Origin of the sequence: Desulfopila sp. IMCC35006 (assembly GCF_005116645.1) — a bacterium.
Taxonomy (GTDB): Bacteria; Desulfobacterota; Desulfobulbia; order Desulfobulbales; family Desulfocapsaceae; genus Desulforhopalus_A.
Window position 1 is genome coordinate 43,776 of record NZ_SWCM01000015.1, and the last position, 16,886, is coordinate 60,661.

Here is a 16,886-nt window from a genome sequence, read left to right on the forward strand (position 1 = left end):
AAGGCTGTGAACAGTGATCCATTGGTATCAGTGATTATACCTGCTTATAATGCAGCGAGTTATATAGAGGAAACGATAAGGAGCATTACTAATCAAACTTATAAAAATTTGGAAATCATAGTAGTTGACGATGGTTCGACGGACCAGACATCCGAAGTAGTTACACGATTCGCTTCCAAAGTTCATTATTGCTACCAACCTAATAGTGGAGGAGCTGCAGTCCCACGTAACAAAGGAATCGATTATAGCCAAGGTATATTAATCTGCTTCATGGACGCTGACGACCTGATGCCACCCGACCGCATTAGACTCCAAGTCGATTTTCTAAAAAGACATCCCGAAGTTGGTCTGGTCTTTAGCGATTATATAAATTTTAATGAAAAAGGGCTATTTGAGGAGTCTCATTTCCGATCATGCCCGAAGTTTCAAAAGGTGTTGAATGATAGAGATGAGATTGTCATGGCAAATTCCTGTATCTATTTGATTCTAGAAAACTTTGGAATTACAGGATCATTAATGTTTAGAAGAGAGCTTCTTGAAATTGTCAATGGTTTTGAAACGACATTGAATGCTTGTGAAGATTTTCATTTTTACTACATGTTGGCGAGAAACACAAAAACTGGTATAATCAATAATATTGGTATGTTGCGAAGGTTTCATGGCGACAATATGACAAGTAACTCACTCTTAATGCTTACAGAAGGAATTGCTTCTCGCAGTATGTTACGCAAAGAAGAGAAAAACCCCAGAGCTATCAAATTATTGGATGAATACATAGGTAACTGCTGGTCCTCTATCTCGCGACTTCAAGCTAATCAAGGCAGGTATGCACAGGCTGTACGGGATGAGTTTCGTGCGCTGTGCTCTGATCTGAGTTTTAGGAGATTACAAACATCGACAAAAAACTTTATCCGTACCTTTATGATGACATTGAGGCTGCATAAGGAAAGAGGTAACTGAATGATTCTAAATGCTCGTGAGGTGAAACTGAATCCGAATGCCGCCAATGAGGCATTTAACATCAACGATCTTCGCCGGTACGCAGACTGATATATTGAAGAAGGCGTACTTTGGTGCCGACGAATTGTTTTTCTTCTAGTGTCTTACATTGATTTTTTACAAATTGCTCTACTATGTGTGAACCGATATCGGTTCCAAGCCAAGCTCCAGTTGCATACGTCAGCAACCAGAATGGCTTTGATGAATTGCCTATTTTCTCTATTATATTGACTAATATTTTATCGCTCTTGATTATGGATGTTCGAACGTCAAAGCGATCAAGGCTTGTTGCATTTGGAATAGGGATGATGTTGGCTGCAGGTTGATAGTAGGTTGAGAATGGGAGTGCGCCTTCATTTCGAAAGATGAGCACTGGTGCGTCATGATAACCTGATTTCATAACATATTTGGCAACTCGCTCCCAATCTCCATTTTTGACCGGAGGGATGTAATTATAAATATAAAAATTGCAGTAGGCTGCCAAAGAAACATACAGAAATGACCATGCAATCCATTTTTGTTTAGCCGAGCAAAAAAGTGCTAGCCAAACCCCAAGAAGCGGAAAGACCAGAATGGCAAGGTGACGCTGTTGAGTATAGAATAAGCCGAGTCGATATGAGATAAGGATGAAAGAGCCACTCAGAATTGCGATAAGTGATGCAATATAGATATTCGGCAGAGTGATGATGCGGGATCTGTGGCGTACGACCAGGAAGACCAGGTAGATAATCATAACCCAGGTGTACCAGTTTTTGATGTTTGCCCAGAACTTCGATCCGATGTCAGGAATCAGAAGGCCTTGAAGCATCCAGTCAATATGTTTTGTGCTCGCAACAATTTCTCGCGAAACGGCGGCAGTTGCGGCAGTATGATTGACGTCACCCAATTGACTTAACAATGAGCCTACCATCGGCAGAAATAGAACGCCGACCACCAGCATACCTGAAGCAAATATCCACATTTCGCGCCAACGTCGGAGCACTAATAACGTAAATCCGGCGGCTAGAAGAAAGAATCCTGCATAATATTGAGTATAGAGGGCGGTAAGGGAACAACAAAAGAAAAATAATCGGAAAGATTTATGGGTCTGTCTGCTGTCATTTAGAAACCCTTCATAAAAAGTGAGCATCAGAAGGGCACACTCCAGCAATAACAGAGCATATAAACGTATCTCGCAAGCAGCCCAGATCAGGTATGGGTTAAAAGCAACAACCGGGAAAAGAAATAATACCTTGTTTCGATTCCATAAGCGGCAGGAGAGCCGATAAAAAATGAATGTGCCGATCGCGACACACACCACAGATAGCAAACGGGCGAAAAAAATCGAATTGTTGATGTGTCGCCACAGTGTTAACAGTAAGTAGTAAAGTGGTGGCTGGAAATCAAAATGGATCGATTGATGGATGGCTTTTGAAAATGTACCGCTTGTGGCATAAAGGGAAAAATATTCGTCCACCCATATATTTAGAGTAAAAGACAAATAGAGTGTCAGCAGGAGTTGGCTGATCAGAAACACACCGATTATGGTCAGATGTCTAATGGAAATCTTTGGAGGCATAGTTCTGTCTATTCTGACTCGATTAATGGCAAAACAGTTTGAGACTGAGTGTGTGTATGCATACCACTGCACCAAACACTTGAGTCAGCACTCGACTGAAAGGTTGATTGCTGTTTGTATCAGGGCAATAGTCGAAAATGAGATAGATCAATTTCATCACCAATCATCAGTGAAATTAATATCAACATAAAAATACCGGGAGGGCAGAAATTCTGTCCTCCCGGCAGAGTAGGTCAGGAAAAAAGTTCAGTTGTAACTTTAGTTCGATTACGGTGCCAATGTCACCGAAATATTATCGAAACTGATTGGTTGATTTGAAACATCCAAAGCTATCAGCCCGCTACCATACGTATTGTCCGATGCACTGATGACCAATTGATTGTCTACGTACACTTCGATCAGATCATTTGAAAAACTCATTCTAAAATTGTATTGCACACCGGCAGTGAAGTTAATCCCGCTGGCAACGGCCAGTTGCGTTAACCCGGGGGAGTCAACATTCCACGCCGATACCCGCCAAAGGATAATCTGTCCGTTGGCCGGATAGAGCCAGACTGCGTATCCCTCTCCGGTTGCCGGGTTTATACGTCCACGGATACCTCCGGGGTAGTTTTTGAGCGACTTAAGCTGAATACTCACGTCCAGCGTATAATTCTGCCAACTGGCGTCGCCTGTGTAGGATTGAGTATGACCTCCTCCATTGTATAGGTAGCTGCCTGAAGCCACGCTCCAGCCGGTCGCATGGCCGAGCGGAGAGATGTTCCACCCCGACGCGTTGCCGTCTGAAAAGTCATCGCTGAAAGAAGTTGTTCCAGTAGCCACGTAAAGGAATCCGTTGGTCAATGTTGCTTGACCAAAGGAAGTCGTTATCAAAATATCGGAAGATCCGGCAAGTCCGGCAGGTGTGACGATCCTGATTGTGTTCGAATCAATCACAGAAATATTGCCTGCAAGTACCCCTCCGACCGTGACGACGCTCCCGGAGGTGAAACCACTGCCTGAAATTTCGACATTCGTACCACCTCCCGTTGGACCAAAAGCAGGATTGACGCCAAGTATTTCGGGTTGGATCGGTATAATAGCCACGGTGACAGGTACCTGAGCAACTACCGTTCCGTTCGCAACCGTTATCGATGTGCTGCCGTTGGCAACAGCGGTAAGCCTGCCAGCGGTATCCGTCACGACCACATTCGGATTTCCAGACGAATATTGGGTGTTTGGATCATTCGACAGAGGTTGGCTTGATCCATCGGAGAAGAGCCCGGTTACCGTTAACTGCTGCACTTGGCCCAGTTGTGTCATAGTAATGGTGGAGGGGGCTATGCTTAGGCTAGTGAGCTGCGGTTGGCTCGGTATAATAGCCACAGTGACAGGTACCTGAGCAACTACCGTTCCGTTCGCAACCGTTATTGATGTGTTACCGTTGGCAACAGCGGTAAGTCGGCCAGCGGTATCCGTCACGACCACATTCGGATTTCCAGACGAATATTGGGTGTTTGGATCATTCGACAGAGGTTGGCTTGATCCATCGGAGAAGAGCCCGGTCACCGTTAACTGCTGCACTTGGCCCAATTGCGTCATAGTAATGGTGGAGGGGGCTATGCTTAGGCTAGTGAGCTGCGGTTGTACGGGTTGGCCTAATGTTACCACGACATCATCGAATTGTATGGGTTGGTTGGAGACATCCAATGCCACCAGGCCATTGCTAAAAGATGCGTCTGTAGCAGATATCAGCAGAGCCTCATCGAGAAAAATTTCTATTTGATTGCCAACAACAACCATGCGCAGTTGATGGTAACTGACGTTGTCAAAGTTAACATTTCCAGCGGTGCCGAGTTGGGTCAGGCCCGGACTGTCTATATTCCATGCAGTTGTTTTCCAAAGTATTACCGATCGGTTGGCAGGATATAGCCATACCGCATAGGATGCACCAGTATTCGGATTGACACGGGCACGAATGCCGCCAGGGTAGTTACTGAGCGATGTCAGCTTGAATTTGACATCCAGCGTATAATCTGTCCAGGTGGCATCGCCCGTATAGGACTGGGTATGTCCTCCTCCATTGTAATTGTAACTGCCTGAAGCCACGCTCCAGCCGGTCGCATGTCCGAGCGGAGAAATGTTCCACCCCGACGCGTTGCCGTCGTTGAAGTCATCGGCAAAAGCAAAACTGCCTGAGGCGATGAAACGGAATCCTCCATCCAAAGTGTTTGTTCCGGTTTCGGTGGTGACTGAGACCAATGCCGGACCCTCTACACCCGGAGGAGTGATGGCCGTGATAGAATTGGCATTATTGACGATAACACCGGAAGCTGCCGCTCCCCCTATGCTTACGGTGGAAAGAGGGGTGAAACCTGTACCGATGATCTCTACCGCAGTGCCACCACTGGTGGCACCGAATGATGGGCTCACACTGGTGATCAGGGGGGCGATCGGGGCAATTTGAACTGTTACCGGCACCGTTGTTGTAAATGTGCCATTTTGAACTGTAACTGATATGAAGCCATCCTGGAAAGCAGTGATCAGTCCGCCGGCATCAACATTGGCGATGTTTGCATTACTGGTTTGATATATTGTTGCTGCATTGGAAGTCAGATCGCTCGTGCTCCCATCGCTGTATTGTCCACTTACCTGAAGCTGACGTGTTTCCAACCGTTGGCTCAAGCTGACGGAGGATGGTGTTGCAACAATTCCCGTCAATTGTGGAGGTGCTGGAGCACCGCCAAAGGTTACAACGACATCATCGAACTCAATTGGCTGGTTTTCTACATCTAGAGCAATCAATCCATTGGTGTAGCTTGAATCAGTTGTTGTGATAATAGGTGCGCCATCGTAATAAACTGTGATCTGGTTGCCATTAAAAGCCATTCTAAGCAAGTGGAATGCCGTAGTATCGAATGTGATTCCAGATGCTTGGCCAAGCTGAGTGAGACCCGGATTATCAATGAACCAGGCTGTTGCTTTCCAGAGAACAATTTGTCCGGAGGCCGGATAGAGCCAGACGGCGTAACTGGCCCCCGTGGTACTGTTTACCCTGCCGCGAATCCCGCCGGGATAGTTGTTAAGATTGGCTAAACGAAATTTCACGTCTAACGTGTAGTCACCCCAGCTGCTGTCTCCTGAATAGGATTGGGTATGCCCTGAGCCGTCATAGCTGTATATACCATTGACAACATCCCATCCTGCTGCCCTGCCCAGTGGGGAAATTGCCCAACCTGAAGCGGTGCCGGAAGTGAAATCATCGGAGAACAGCAGACTACCGGATGCGATATACTGAAAACCGTTGTTATATGAGGCGCTGCCAACCGAATTAGTCAGCGTTATGTTGACGAAACCTGCGGAGCCGGCAGGGGTAACCACGTCCAGTCTATTACTATTTACATAAGAGACTGACAAAGCCGCAGTCCCGGCAAACAACACTGTGCTTCCTGCCTCGAATCCCTGGCCGGTAATGGTAACTAAAGTACCACCCGCCTCCGACCCGGCGCTAGGACTTAGAGAGGAAACGACAGGTGGTCCAATATAGGTAAACCCGTTTTCAAGTACAGCTGATCCGGTATCGCTTACCACGGTAACGGTGGCACCACCAGTTGGTCCTGGAGGTGTAGTCGCGGTTATGGTATTGGCATCCACAACCGTAATGGCAAGGGCGGGATTGCTGCCAACCAATACGTCACTGACATTTAATTCACCGTCAACGGTAAAATTGCTACCGCTGATGGTAAATGGAGTACCCCCATTAGAGGTACCCTGTCCGGGAGTAATACCCGAAATAGTTGGCGGGGAGGGGATTATGGGAAGGGTGAGGGTTGTCCCACCGGTGAAGGCGGGAATAGTCACATAAGCACCTTCTGATTGCTGATCGGGAAAGACCAGAACCTGGGTATTCACCGGAGCCCCGTCAGCGGTTGTGGTGTTGCCGCTGAAATTGTAGGTCAGTTGACTGTTATCAAAGGTGATCGAGTTCAACATCGACTTGTTCCGGGCATAGATATAATCGCCCATTTGTTCCATGAATACATGGTGAACCCCGTTCTGATTCAACCAGTTGGACGTTTGCTGGATAACCTGTCTACGATCCTGTACCGAAGAATCGGCATAGTTGCTGCCATCGTGAGTGTAAACCTGAAAAGGTGCAAGGGAAGACCAGAAGCGCCACGTGGCCCGCGTAAACATATCAACGCTGTCTGCAACACCAAAATTATTAGTGCCATAGGCGTTTGGCCAGGCAATATCCGGACGACTAAAAAGGTTGTCGTCATGATACTGGGTAGAGAACAGATAAAAGGTCTGAGACGGGAGGCCGGCACGACTATTTATTACCAGGTCATCGGCAAAGAAAAACGGATAGTCCTCATCCTGGGTTACTTTAGGTGGTTTCTCGTACAACCAGAAGGGACGAGGACTGAGTCGTTCGGCTCCTCCGTAAAAGGTGGGATCGAACCAGGGATTTTGAAAGCCCGGTCTTATTATAGTGGTGACATATCTGAACCCCAGCGAATGCCACGCATCATAACCAATATTGTCACTCAGGTCCCAGAAATGACCGACAAGTGATCTGGAGAACGAGGGAATCGGTTGATCTGTGCTGGCAGTGCCCTGTTGTTTCCATGCCAGAACACTCGAGAGATTGGCTTGCCATTGTGCGTCGGTAAGTCCACCGTTGCTACCGTCCCAGTACAGGTTCCCATAGTCAATGTGACCAAATGAATGCGGTGATATCTGCAGCAGACTGTTTTGGATATCGGTAATAACCGAAGCCCGTTCTTCTGAAGGCATCCAATCCGGCATAATAAAGCCGGTAGGCTTCCACGGTCCACCAACTCCGTTGGCGGTGACTTGACCGGTTAAGTCGGTGTTATACAAATCCGGGATGCGATAGGCCCAATCCAAAACTTGATCGTCCATTTGGAATGACCATAATCTGGGATAACCTCGAATTACAAAAGGTTTGCGGGCAGCCCAGACCAGACTCCGCCAGAAGAGGTCATCCACTCCCATTAAAAATCCGAAACGATCCGCCTTTAAATATTCAAGCGTGCCAAACTGAACCGCTCGCCCCTGGCCGTAATGAGTTGCAGTGATTAGTGGATCTGAACCGAGGTAGGCAATTACAGTCCCTGGCCCTCCGTTCAGAACTGTTGCTGCTGATGTTTGAATTAATCTATTAGCATCTTCATGGAAAGAATAGACGATGTCTCCAGCAGGATCGCCCATGAATTTTTGTTGTAAACCGGCTATGTAATGTGGGTTGGTGCCATTTGGGGTGACAGACAAGGGCACAGTGATCGATGATGCTGGAGTGCCGACAAAAGAGCCGTTGCTCCCGAAAATTTCTTGAATATAAGGTTTTGCGCCAATACTCTGATCCCAGTCAAGGTTTACTAAACCTGAACCTGCTGCCACCGCAGAGGCAATTGCATTTTGCCAGGCAGTGGACAAAAAAACATTTTTATGTCCGACCAAAATCAAATGGCGATCGGCTAAATCTGTCGGAGGTGCCGTTGCAGATATATCAATAATTTCATAAGGGACTTGCAAATGTTCAAGATACCTTTCAGGATATCTTTGGAATTCACCAGGATTTAACGGATCCGGATTGTACCCGTTTACATTGGTTGAGTCGATCAGGACCGCAACCGTAAGAATACTACTTTCCGCAGTTCTTATTACTGGAAAAAGTACGATTGAAGAAAGGCAGCAAATTATTAAAAAGGCAAGCTTCACTGTCCTTATTAGAGGTTTACGTCTTTTCTCTTTCCAGTTGTAATTGGAATTCAACAGATAGTGTTGAAGTGTATAACTGATATTTTTATTAAATATAAGCATGTTATCCTCGTATTATATGTTTTTCAAGGGTATGTGTAACCCCCCTGTATCCTGTAGGAGTATCTGCTTCTGTGGTCATCACCAATTTTGAGCTATAGATCAACTGTTCATTGATTTACAGGCTAATGTTGCATATTTCAGGCCAAATTTAATCGAATCATCAATTTTTCTTCAATTTGCATAATGTCATTGACAATTAAGCAGTTAGATGGGTGCCAGATCAAATAATCTTGCCAGATTAAAGCAATGTCCCAAAAAACATGGGAATGTGATTCCGGAAAACTGAAAATTATTCTTAAAAACGGAAATTGAAAAGTGATTTAGTTTAAATATGTTATGATTGCCCTCTTTGTCAATGTGAGTGGTATTAAATAATTCAGCAGAATCCAAGGCCAAAGTGGCAATGGCTCAGCGTTTTGATGGGCATCTCCAGATTACAGCATGGAAGCAACAACTCAGTGAACGAGTAGATTAGGTATTTAACGGTGCTGCTTGACTCTACCATCAACTCTGGCAATCTTCCGGAGGTGGAGGCAGGATCTTCCGTATCAATGGTGTATACTTGGAAATCGCAATAAAATTGTGGATTCCTGCTGGCAAATATCGATGGCTCGGAGACTTTTACTTGGGGCTTGTACGCAAATACCTTTGATAAAAGGGGATTGTCGAGGTGGGAACAAAGAAGTGGTCCCAGTAAAACCAAAACCCCAGTCTAGTCGGTATGGTGGTTAAAATCCGACAAGACTGGGGTTTTGGTTTTACTGGGAGTTTTGAGTAGACTTTCAGCGGCTTGGCGTTCTTCTTTTTAATCTCAGAATATTTTTAAATATGATCGTTTGTACTCGTCGGGGAAATACATACCCGGCACCCCAGTCTTCCATTGCTTCAGGACCCTGGCCTAAGGGGTGAACACCACATCAACCCAGTAATTAGAGGCATTCCAGGTTTGATTAGGAAATCCACCATTTCCATAAAGATAGACACCATTGCCGCCACTTTCACTATTGGTCAAAGCCCTCAGGAGAGGTTTCTCAAAACCGGAGCCATTAAAATAGCCTACGTCAAACGAGTAGAACCCCGTATTTGTGTGATAGGAAGCTACATAGGTCGTGTTAGCCATGATTGCCACTGGCACTGAAAACGCTTGGTACTGCCACCCGGAGGCGGTCTCGTTGGCAAAGGTCACGCTGGCCAGTAACTTCCCGCTCGCAGTCCATAAATTTCCGAGGTGAATACCGGTGTTGCCTGGCCCTTTGTAGAAACGAATTCCCGTAATGTATCCGTCTACCGAACTTTGGAACTTCATCCCTAACTCCACAGAACTGGTATCATTAGCAGTAAGAATCGCAGGAGTGACCGTTTCATCCCAGATACTGGTCATATTGGTTACGCCGTCATTACCTGGCATATCGGCTGCGCCATCAGCACTGATGGTGAAGTACCCTATAACTTCAGTGGTATGGTTTGTTTCTGAATCCTTTGACCGTTCTTCTTCAATTTTTATCTGGGTTGCAGTCTGCGACATCTTTTGTGTGCGTACTGCCGCGGTGTCACCACCATAGGTGGACTGCATACTGGCGAAAAAGAATGGCAGATCCGGAAATGCAGTCTGGAAAGAGAGATTGAACCAATTTTGATCGACGCTTCTGGTCGTGATGCCGGCTTCATACAGGAGGCCGTACACTTCACCCTGGCCGGGTTCCCAGGCGATGTAGCCGATGGTTTCCGCTTCAGGGTGTTTACTTTGGGTCGATTCCTGTTCTTGTATCTTATGACTAAATGAGAGTTTATTGATATTTTGCACCCTGTTGGTTATTGCATCGGTTCCTTTATCCGACATGATCTGGGTCAGAATGACCGGGGTGTCGTTATAGGTTTGTTTCAAGGTAACCTTCTGGAAGGAAGTGGTTCCGGTAAAACTGCCTGATTCTACCTTGATTCCGTTTTCGAGGGTATATGTTCCTTTTTCTAGTACAATATAGCTGACGGTTTCCGGTGCATGAGATCCGTCCAGGTAGTCCCATTCTTGAATACGGATTTCAAAACCTTCCTTGTCGATATTGCGAATACGTACCAGGGCCGGATCGGTGCCGTTTACCGTAGGTGGACTGGCAACAACGACAGGTTCGCTGAAACTGTTCTTGAAGAGTACTTTGACCCATTCCTGGTCGATGCTTACGGTGCCGACCTCAATATTGAAGTTCTTATTGGTGACAGCAGGCTGGCATTCAATGGTCTTAGTTGTGCTGGCTGTCGCCCCTTTGTCATCGGTTACCTGGAGGGAGACAATATAGGTATTTGCAATCGGGTAAGTGTGCTGAACTGCCCGACCGTTTCCTGTTGTACCATCTCCGAAATTCCAGATGTAGGAGACGATAGATCCATCGGGGTCGGATGATTGCGAAGCATCAAAAGAAACGACCAGAGGTGTTGTCTCCTGGGGCTGGCTGGTTGATATGGCAGCTGTGGGTATTTTGTTTGCGGGGGCTGTTTCGATCACGATGATGGGAGTACTTATACTACTGGAAAGCCCTTTATTGTCAATAACAGTGAGAGTGGCAGAATATGTTCCTGCGGCTGTAAAAGTATGAGACGTCGTCTGGCCGGTAGCCTGGGATCCGTCTCCGAATGTCCAGTTGTAACTCACTATTGATGTATTGGAAGAGGTCGAGGACGTCCCGTTAAAGGTTACGTTCAAAGGGGCATAACCGGCGGCCGTTGAGGATGAGACTACCGCAATCGGTGGTGTCGGCGAGGTTGGTTCCGGAGCGGGTATTACAGGTACTGCTGGTATGATAAATGGAAAAGACGGCGATGCCGGGCTTTCTGTACCGTTGGCGTAATATGCTGTGAGGGAGAAATTGAATGAGCCCGCATCTGAGGGAAATGCGCAGGATATTTTCGATACACTTGGATCAGTCGTTGCGCACACCTCAACTTTTTCCTTGTACAGTTTGTAGCCAACAAGCTGGTTCGCCAGATAGTCTGGGGCTGTGAAGGAAAACTCAACGTCCAGCATGCGCATCTCAGCACCTATGGAAATGGTCGGGAAGAGAAGCAGGAGAAGTAAAAAAAACAGTGGTTTATTCTTCATAATTTTGACGACCTTAGATAAACATTTAATAATCGCACGCCCCTTCTGTTACATCCATGATGAGGCGAGGTGACTGAGACACTCTGTGTAAAGCTAGAGCACAAAATGTGCCAGCATTCTCGCTAGTGAAAGTAATTGAGGTAAATGTCTTAAGTATTAATATGTTAAGCTGGTTGGCAACCGCAAGGATGTCGGGGGTTCCCCTGAGAATTGGCGTTTCTTTGTGTAAGGATTGTTACGGAATTGTAATTGAAGCGGTTGTTGTTCGATGTGCTACGTCTCGTTCACTAATAACTGTTGGGGGCTGAACCGGAGGTGAAAAATTATCCATGCCCTGCAGGCATTGAGGGTTAAAACCAATATCGGATAACTCTAGGAAAGGTCGATATTGTGTGGGCCGATGTCGGTTATTGCAAAAATGATAATGTATCGTTTTGTGAAGCTCAAGATCGTGGAGAAGGGGATAGAAGATTTTCTATCGCATGGAGGTTGAGTCATACTGACATCCTGGTGATGGATTTTGAAATCATATACTGGCAACGGAACTATGGACATTTAAAGAGCTGGTAAAATATGCTCGCACACAAGGACCGGAAGCAGGCCATAGTTGTTTGGCTAAAGCTGTAAAGGCAATAATCTGGCGAATTTTGAGTGCTGATTCCTAAAACCACACAAAATAGAATACTAGCTTGAGCGGCGTGAACTCGATTTTCAGTAAAAAATGCATGAAGTGCTCATGGGTTATCTGGAAGTAAATTTACAAAATGACCAAATAAGCAATTCTCACCCCTCAATCATTGCGATCTCAGTTGATGAAAAACTAAGGGTTCAAGCCATTAAAAAATATTGCACCTGATTTTAATTCTGCTCCCGTAATTTATCGCTGGAAAAAATTCGATCTTGATTTGACTTAATTGTATATATATTAATGAACCGGAATACTAACGATGGCCACCGGTGAAACTGATTTCTTTAATGTGGCTGATTTTATATCTTATTTTTTGTCGGATGATCCGGTCGTATTTTTCGACAAAACCACCAATCGGTCCAAAGAGATCGTAACAGCTCAATTTTGTTTCGCCATCGCCCTTATGGTCCCAGGGTTTCCACTGATTAAGAAGCGATCCAATGCGTGCTTCATCATAGCGGTCTTCAAATAGTTGGACACGGTTTCTGACAAAACGTGGTGTTTGTAGCGCTTTCAGGCGATTGTAATTGCTGGCGGAGGCATAATCGGTTTGGTCTTTGACCAGCGGATTTATGAAGGGAACGACAGCGCCACACAAGTAACAATATCGATCGGTTTGATCCGAGAAAAAATCAGGATCCTTGTTCCACCATCCCTCCTCAATAGGCTTTCCTCCAGGCCCATCAAACAGGATATCCAGCGCTGCGGCAATCTCACAGGAAAAGCATCCCTGCGGATTAATCGACGCACTCCATCTCTGATCAACCCAACAATTATCAATCAGGCGCGCGGCAAGCGTCCGGTCTGGCACCACATCCTTTACCGCCACCAACATGGGATGATGTTTCTGGTAAGCATTTAGGTGCTTGTTCACATGTACGGCCGATCCAAAAGTTTTCTTGATAATCGCTTTATACTTATCCCACTTATAGCCAGCGGTATGAATATCGCGTTGTTCCTTAGGCACCTTTTTTTGCAGGAGTTTGCAGATCTCTTCAAATTGTGGGTGCTTGGTCGGTTCACCGCCCATGATGCCGATACTGTGCGGATAGCCTTTCAGAGAGTCAATGGCTTTTTCGATCGTTTCCAGATCCATGTAGTAGGGTTTCTTATGGTGTCCGATAAATCGCGTGCAATTGGCGCACTCATTGTGACAGTCATTGGTGATTTCGATCTGGATGGTGAGTTTATCCCTGACGGCTTTCATGATTATGCTTTTTGGCGATAAGTAGTTGGTATCTAAAGCTACCCAAAAAAAATGGGCCTCCAGTCAAAATTTGTCAATCGCAGTCGCTTCAAGCTATCTTTTAATGTTAGATTTTGCAACTTCTTTTGCTGACCATAACAACAAAGAACATTCTTCAAAATCGGTCTTATAGGGAATTTCCTTGCGAAAATTACAGAATTAACCTTTTTTGGGCAACGCTACTTCGTAGCCGACAATCAAGGTGTCTGTACATCGATAGCAGGCTCTTCATACTCCGGCCGGTCGTCATCATAAGACTCGCTCAAAAACTCTTTTCGCTTTTCTTCGGTGATGGAAGTGGTCCTCGCTTCTGTTCTTGCACTTGAAATAGCCCAAGATACTCCATTACCCTCTATGCTTTTTCATCATATTGCCCGATTAAATGTTCGTGTGTTTTCGGCAAGCCTGCCATGAACTCATAACCTCCACCCGCTACAATAGCTGTCCTTCAAGCAATTTCAGGAGGAGACGATCGATGGAACATCTGATACTTGCCGAAGTTAAAACGAAGTTTGCAGCCTGGCGTAAAAAGAAGCAAGACCGTAAACCGATCCCTGAGCAGCTTTGGGATTCGGCCGTATCGCTCGTCAGGAGATATTCCATATACAAAATATCTAAAGCACTGGATCTTTGCTACTACACAACTCTTTAAAAACGGTCTGGAACCATCGGAGTCGTGAGCCCTGATTGTATTTATACGCATAGTGCTCGATGACCACTCAACCCACGTTTCAAAAGAAACCATGGAATTTCTCGGATCCAGGCCAGGCAGGTTGTTATATGTTCATACTCGCAAGCGTGGATCATGGTTGAATTTGGTCAAAACAGCATTCTCTCAAATGGTTCGATCATTTTTGAGGTATATTCGGGGGGCATTAAAGGCAGAATTACGAGAGCGTATTCTTAACGGAATCGACGAAATGAATTTTGCTCCCGTAATTTATCGCTGGAAAAAATTCGATCGATCTCGATTTGACTTAGATGTAAATATTTTATTGAAAGGAAATACTAATTAGGATAATGGCGTGATAAAGATTTAGCCTAACTGGTCCCAGTAAAACCCCGGTCTCATCGGTATAGTGGTTATAGTCCGACAAGACTTCGATTTTGGTTTTACTGGGAGTTTTGATTAGATTTTCAATTACTTGCCTTCTTTTTTCTCAATCTAGAATATTCCTTAATATGAACGTTTGTTATAGACGGGAAAATATATACCCGGCACCCCAGTCTTCCATTGCTGGCAGAACCCTGGTCTAAGGGGTGAACACCACATCAACCCAGTAATTAGAGGCATTCCAGGTTTGATTAGGAAATCCACTATTTCCATAAAGATAGACACCATTGCCGCCACTTTCACTATCGGTCAATGCTCGCAGGAGCGGGTTATCAAAACCGGAACCATCAAAATAGCCTGTGTCAACCGAGTAGTGCCCTACATTGGTGTGATATGATGCTACATATGTGGTGTTGGCGGAGATAGGAACCGGTGTGGGCAGGCTCATCTCTTGCCAACCTGAACGAGTCTCGTTGGTAAAAATTACACTGGCCAGCAAACTGCCACGGGCGCTCCACAGGTTACCCACATGAGTACCCGTATTTTCTGCTGCCTTGTAAAACCGAAGGGCGGTAATAAATCCGTCAATACTGCTCTTAAACTTAACGCCCAACTCCACCGCACCGGTATCAGCAGCAGATAAGGTCGCCGGGATATAGGAATCGTCCCACAGTTGGGCCGAGGTAGTAGCTACCGGCAAAGTGGTTGTGAACGTAACATCAACCCAGTAATTAGTGGCATTCCAGGTTTGATTAGGAAATCCACCTGCTCCGTAAAGATAGACACCATTGCCGCCACTTTCACTATTGGTCAAAGCCCTCAGGAGAGGTTTGTCAAAACCGGAGCCATTAAAATAGCCTGCATCATACGAATAATATCCCGTATTAGTGTGGTAGGATGACACATAGGTCGTGTTGGCCGTGATTGCCACTGGCTCTGGAAATGCCTGGTACTGCCACCCGGAGGCGGTCTCGTTGGCAAAAGTCACGCTGGCCAGTAACTTCCCGCTCGCAGTCCATAAATTTCCGAGGTGAATACCGGTGTTGCCTGGCCCTTTGTAGAAACGAATTCCCGTAATGTATCCGTCTACCGAACTTTGGAACTTCATTCCTAACTCCACAGCACTGGTATCATTAGCAGTAAGAATCGTAGGAATGACCATTTCATCCCAGATACTGGTCATATCGGCTACGTTACCTGCACTGGGTTTAGGAAGGGTCGTGTTGTCTCCTGTTACGTCAATCGGGTTTTGGTTTGCGGGGGCAGATCCAATCACGACAATGGGGGTGCTGACTTTATTAGACAGACCCCTGTTATCGACAACGGTGAGTTGGGTATAATATGTTCCTGCAGTCGTGAAGGTGTGGGATGTGGTTGCTCCAGTAGCTTGGGAACCGTCTCCAAAACTCCAATCGTAACTCACTATCCGCCAATTGGGAGTTGTGGAAGACGTCCCATCAAAGGTCACCTTCAACGGGGCATTGCCTGCGGCCGTTGAGGAAGAGAGTATTGCAATCGGTGATGTCGACGAGGTTGGGGCCGGAGTAGGTGTTCCAGTCACTGATGCTATGGTAAATGGAAAAGATGGCGATGGCGGGCTTTCTGCACCGTTGGCATAATATGCTGTGAGAGAGAAATCGAATGAACCCGCTTCTGAGGGAAATTGGCAGGATATTTTCGATACGTTTGGGTCGTTTGTTGCACACACCTGGACGTTTTCCTTGTACAATTTATAGCCGACAAGCTGGTTTGCCAGATAGTCTGGGGCCGTGAAGGAAAATTCTATATCCACGGTGCACGTCTCAGCAGCAATTAAACTGGTAGGAGCGATTAATAGTGTAAGTAAAAGAAATAGCAGTTTGTTTTTCATTTTTTAACCCGTAAAATTGCTAATTGAGCGAAGTAAATAAATCTCTTCCTTCTCAGAAGGATAAATTATTTAATCTTCGCCGGTTATCGTTGTCTCTACCTGATGTCCAAATGTAAATTTTTGCCAGATTTTTCCACTCACAGCAGAGACTCGTTTTCATGATATTAATTTCCAAATCATATAAACCTTATTGAAAATATTTCTTAAGTCACGTGTGCTTAAGCAAGGGGTGTGCCATGGAGGGTGTGATATATTTAGTTGTCGTTGCAGGTAGATAGAATTCTCTCGGAAGTCTTCCTCCATTTATGCTGTCAGGAAAGTGCAAAAAATGCGCGCCTAGGTTGCAATGTTTTCACACTCGGTTCAATAGAACCATTCTCCCTCTATTCTGTATTGGTGAAGGTTTACATTTATTCCGCAATGGACGTGGTCATGCGATACTCGTTATAAAAGAATTTGGATGAGAAGGTCATTCACAGAATTGAGAAGAAAGCCATTGTAAATATTAAAAGAAATAAAATGAAACATGTTGTCAATGTGTTCTGTTT

Annotated in this window: 7 protein-coding genes and 1 pseudogene; 3 read left to right on the plus strand and 5 right to left on the minus strand. The window is 45.6% G+C overall.

The window, feature by feature from the left end:
- Positions 1-6 precede the first annotated feature (6 nt).
- On the plus strand, positions 7-960 hold the full coding sequence (locus tag FCL47_RS20110) for a glycosyltransferase family 2 protein (RefSeq protein ID WP_136815514.1): 954 nt from the start codon (positions 7-9) through the stop codon (positions 958-960).
- Between the two features lie 61 nt (positions 961-1,021).
- Here FCL47_RS20110 and FCL47_RS20115 read toward each other — a convergent pair whose 3' ends face one another.
- The 4 genes from FCL47_RS20115 to FCL47_RS20130 all read right to left on the minus strand — a co-directional run bounded on the left by FCL47_RS20115 (position 1,022) and on the right by FCL47_RS20130 (position 13,375).
- The gene (locus tag FCL47_RS20115) at positions 1,022-2,557 is read right to left on the minus strand and encodes a glycosyltransferase family 39 protein (RefSeq protein WP_136815515.1); all 1,536 of its coding nucleotides are present in this window, start codon (positions 2,555-2,557) and stop codon (positions 1,022-1,024) included.
- A gap of 267 nt (positions 2,558-2,824) precedes the next feature.
- A complete protein-coding gene (locus FCL47_RS20120; protein ID WP_136815516.1) occupies positions 2,825-8,386 on the minus strand; it encodes an S-layer family protein in 5,562 nt (1,853 codons plus the stop codon).
- Between the two features lie 898 nt (positions 8,387-9,284).
- On the minus strand, positions 9,285-11,480 hold the full coding sequence (locus FCL47_RS20125) for a DUF4082 domain-containing protein (protein WP_136815517.1): 2,196 nt from the start codon (positions 11,478-11,480) through the stop codon (positions 9,285-9,287).
- A 941-nt stretch (positions 11,481-12,421) separates the two neighbouring features.
- Positions 12,422-13,375, minus strand: a complete 954-nt coding sequence (locus FCL47_RS20130) for a radical SAM protein (protein WP_136815518.1) — start codon at positions 13,373-13,375, stop codon at positions 12,422-12,424.
- A gap of 514 nt (positions 13,376-13,889) precedes the next feature.
- Between FCL47_RS20130 and FCL47_RS24470 the strand changes: the two genes are divergently transcribed.
- Positions 13,890-14,066, plus strand: a complete 177-nt coding sequence (locus tag FCL47_RS24470; protein ID WP_153306384.1) for a hypothetical protein — start codon at positions 13,890-13,892, stop codon at positions 14,064-14,066.
- Between the two features lie 43 nt (positions 14,067-14,109).
- Positions 14,110-14,430: pseudogene (locus tag FCL47_RS25210) on the plus strand (hypothetical protein); the annotation flags it as partial.
- Positions 14,431-14,667: 237 nt separating this feature from the next.
- Here the strand turns inward: FCL47_RS25210 and FCL47_RS20135 are convergent.
- A complete protein-coding gene (locus tag FCL47_RS20135) occupies positions 14,668-16,338 on the minus strand; it encodes a DUF4082 domain-containing protein (protein WP_136815519.1) in 1,671 nt (556 codons plus the stop codon).
- Between the last annotated feature and the right edge of the window lie 548 nt (positions 16,339-16,886).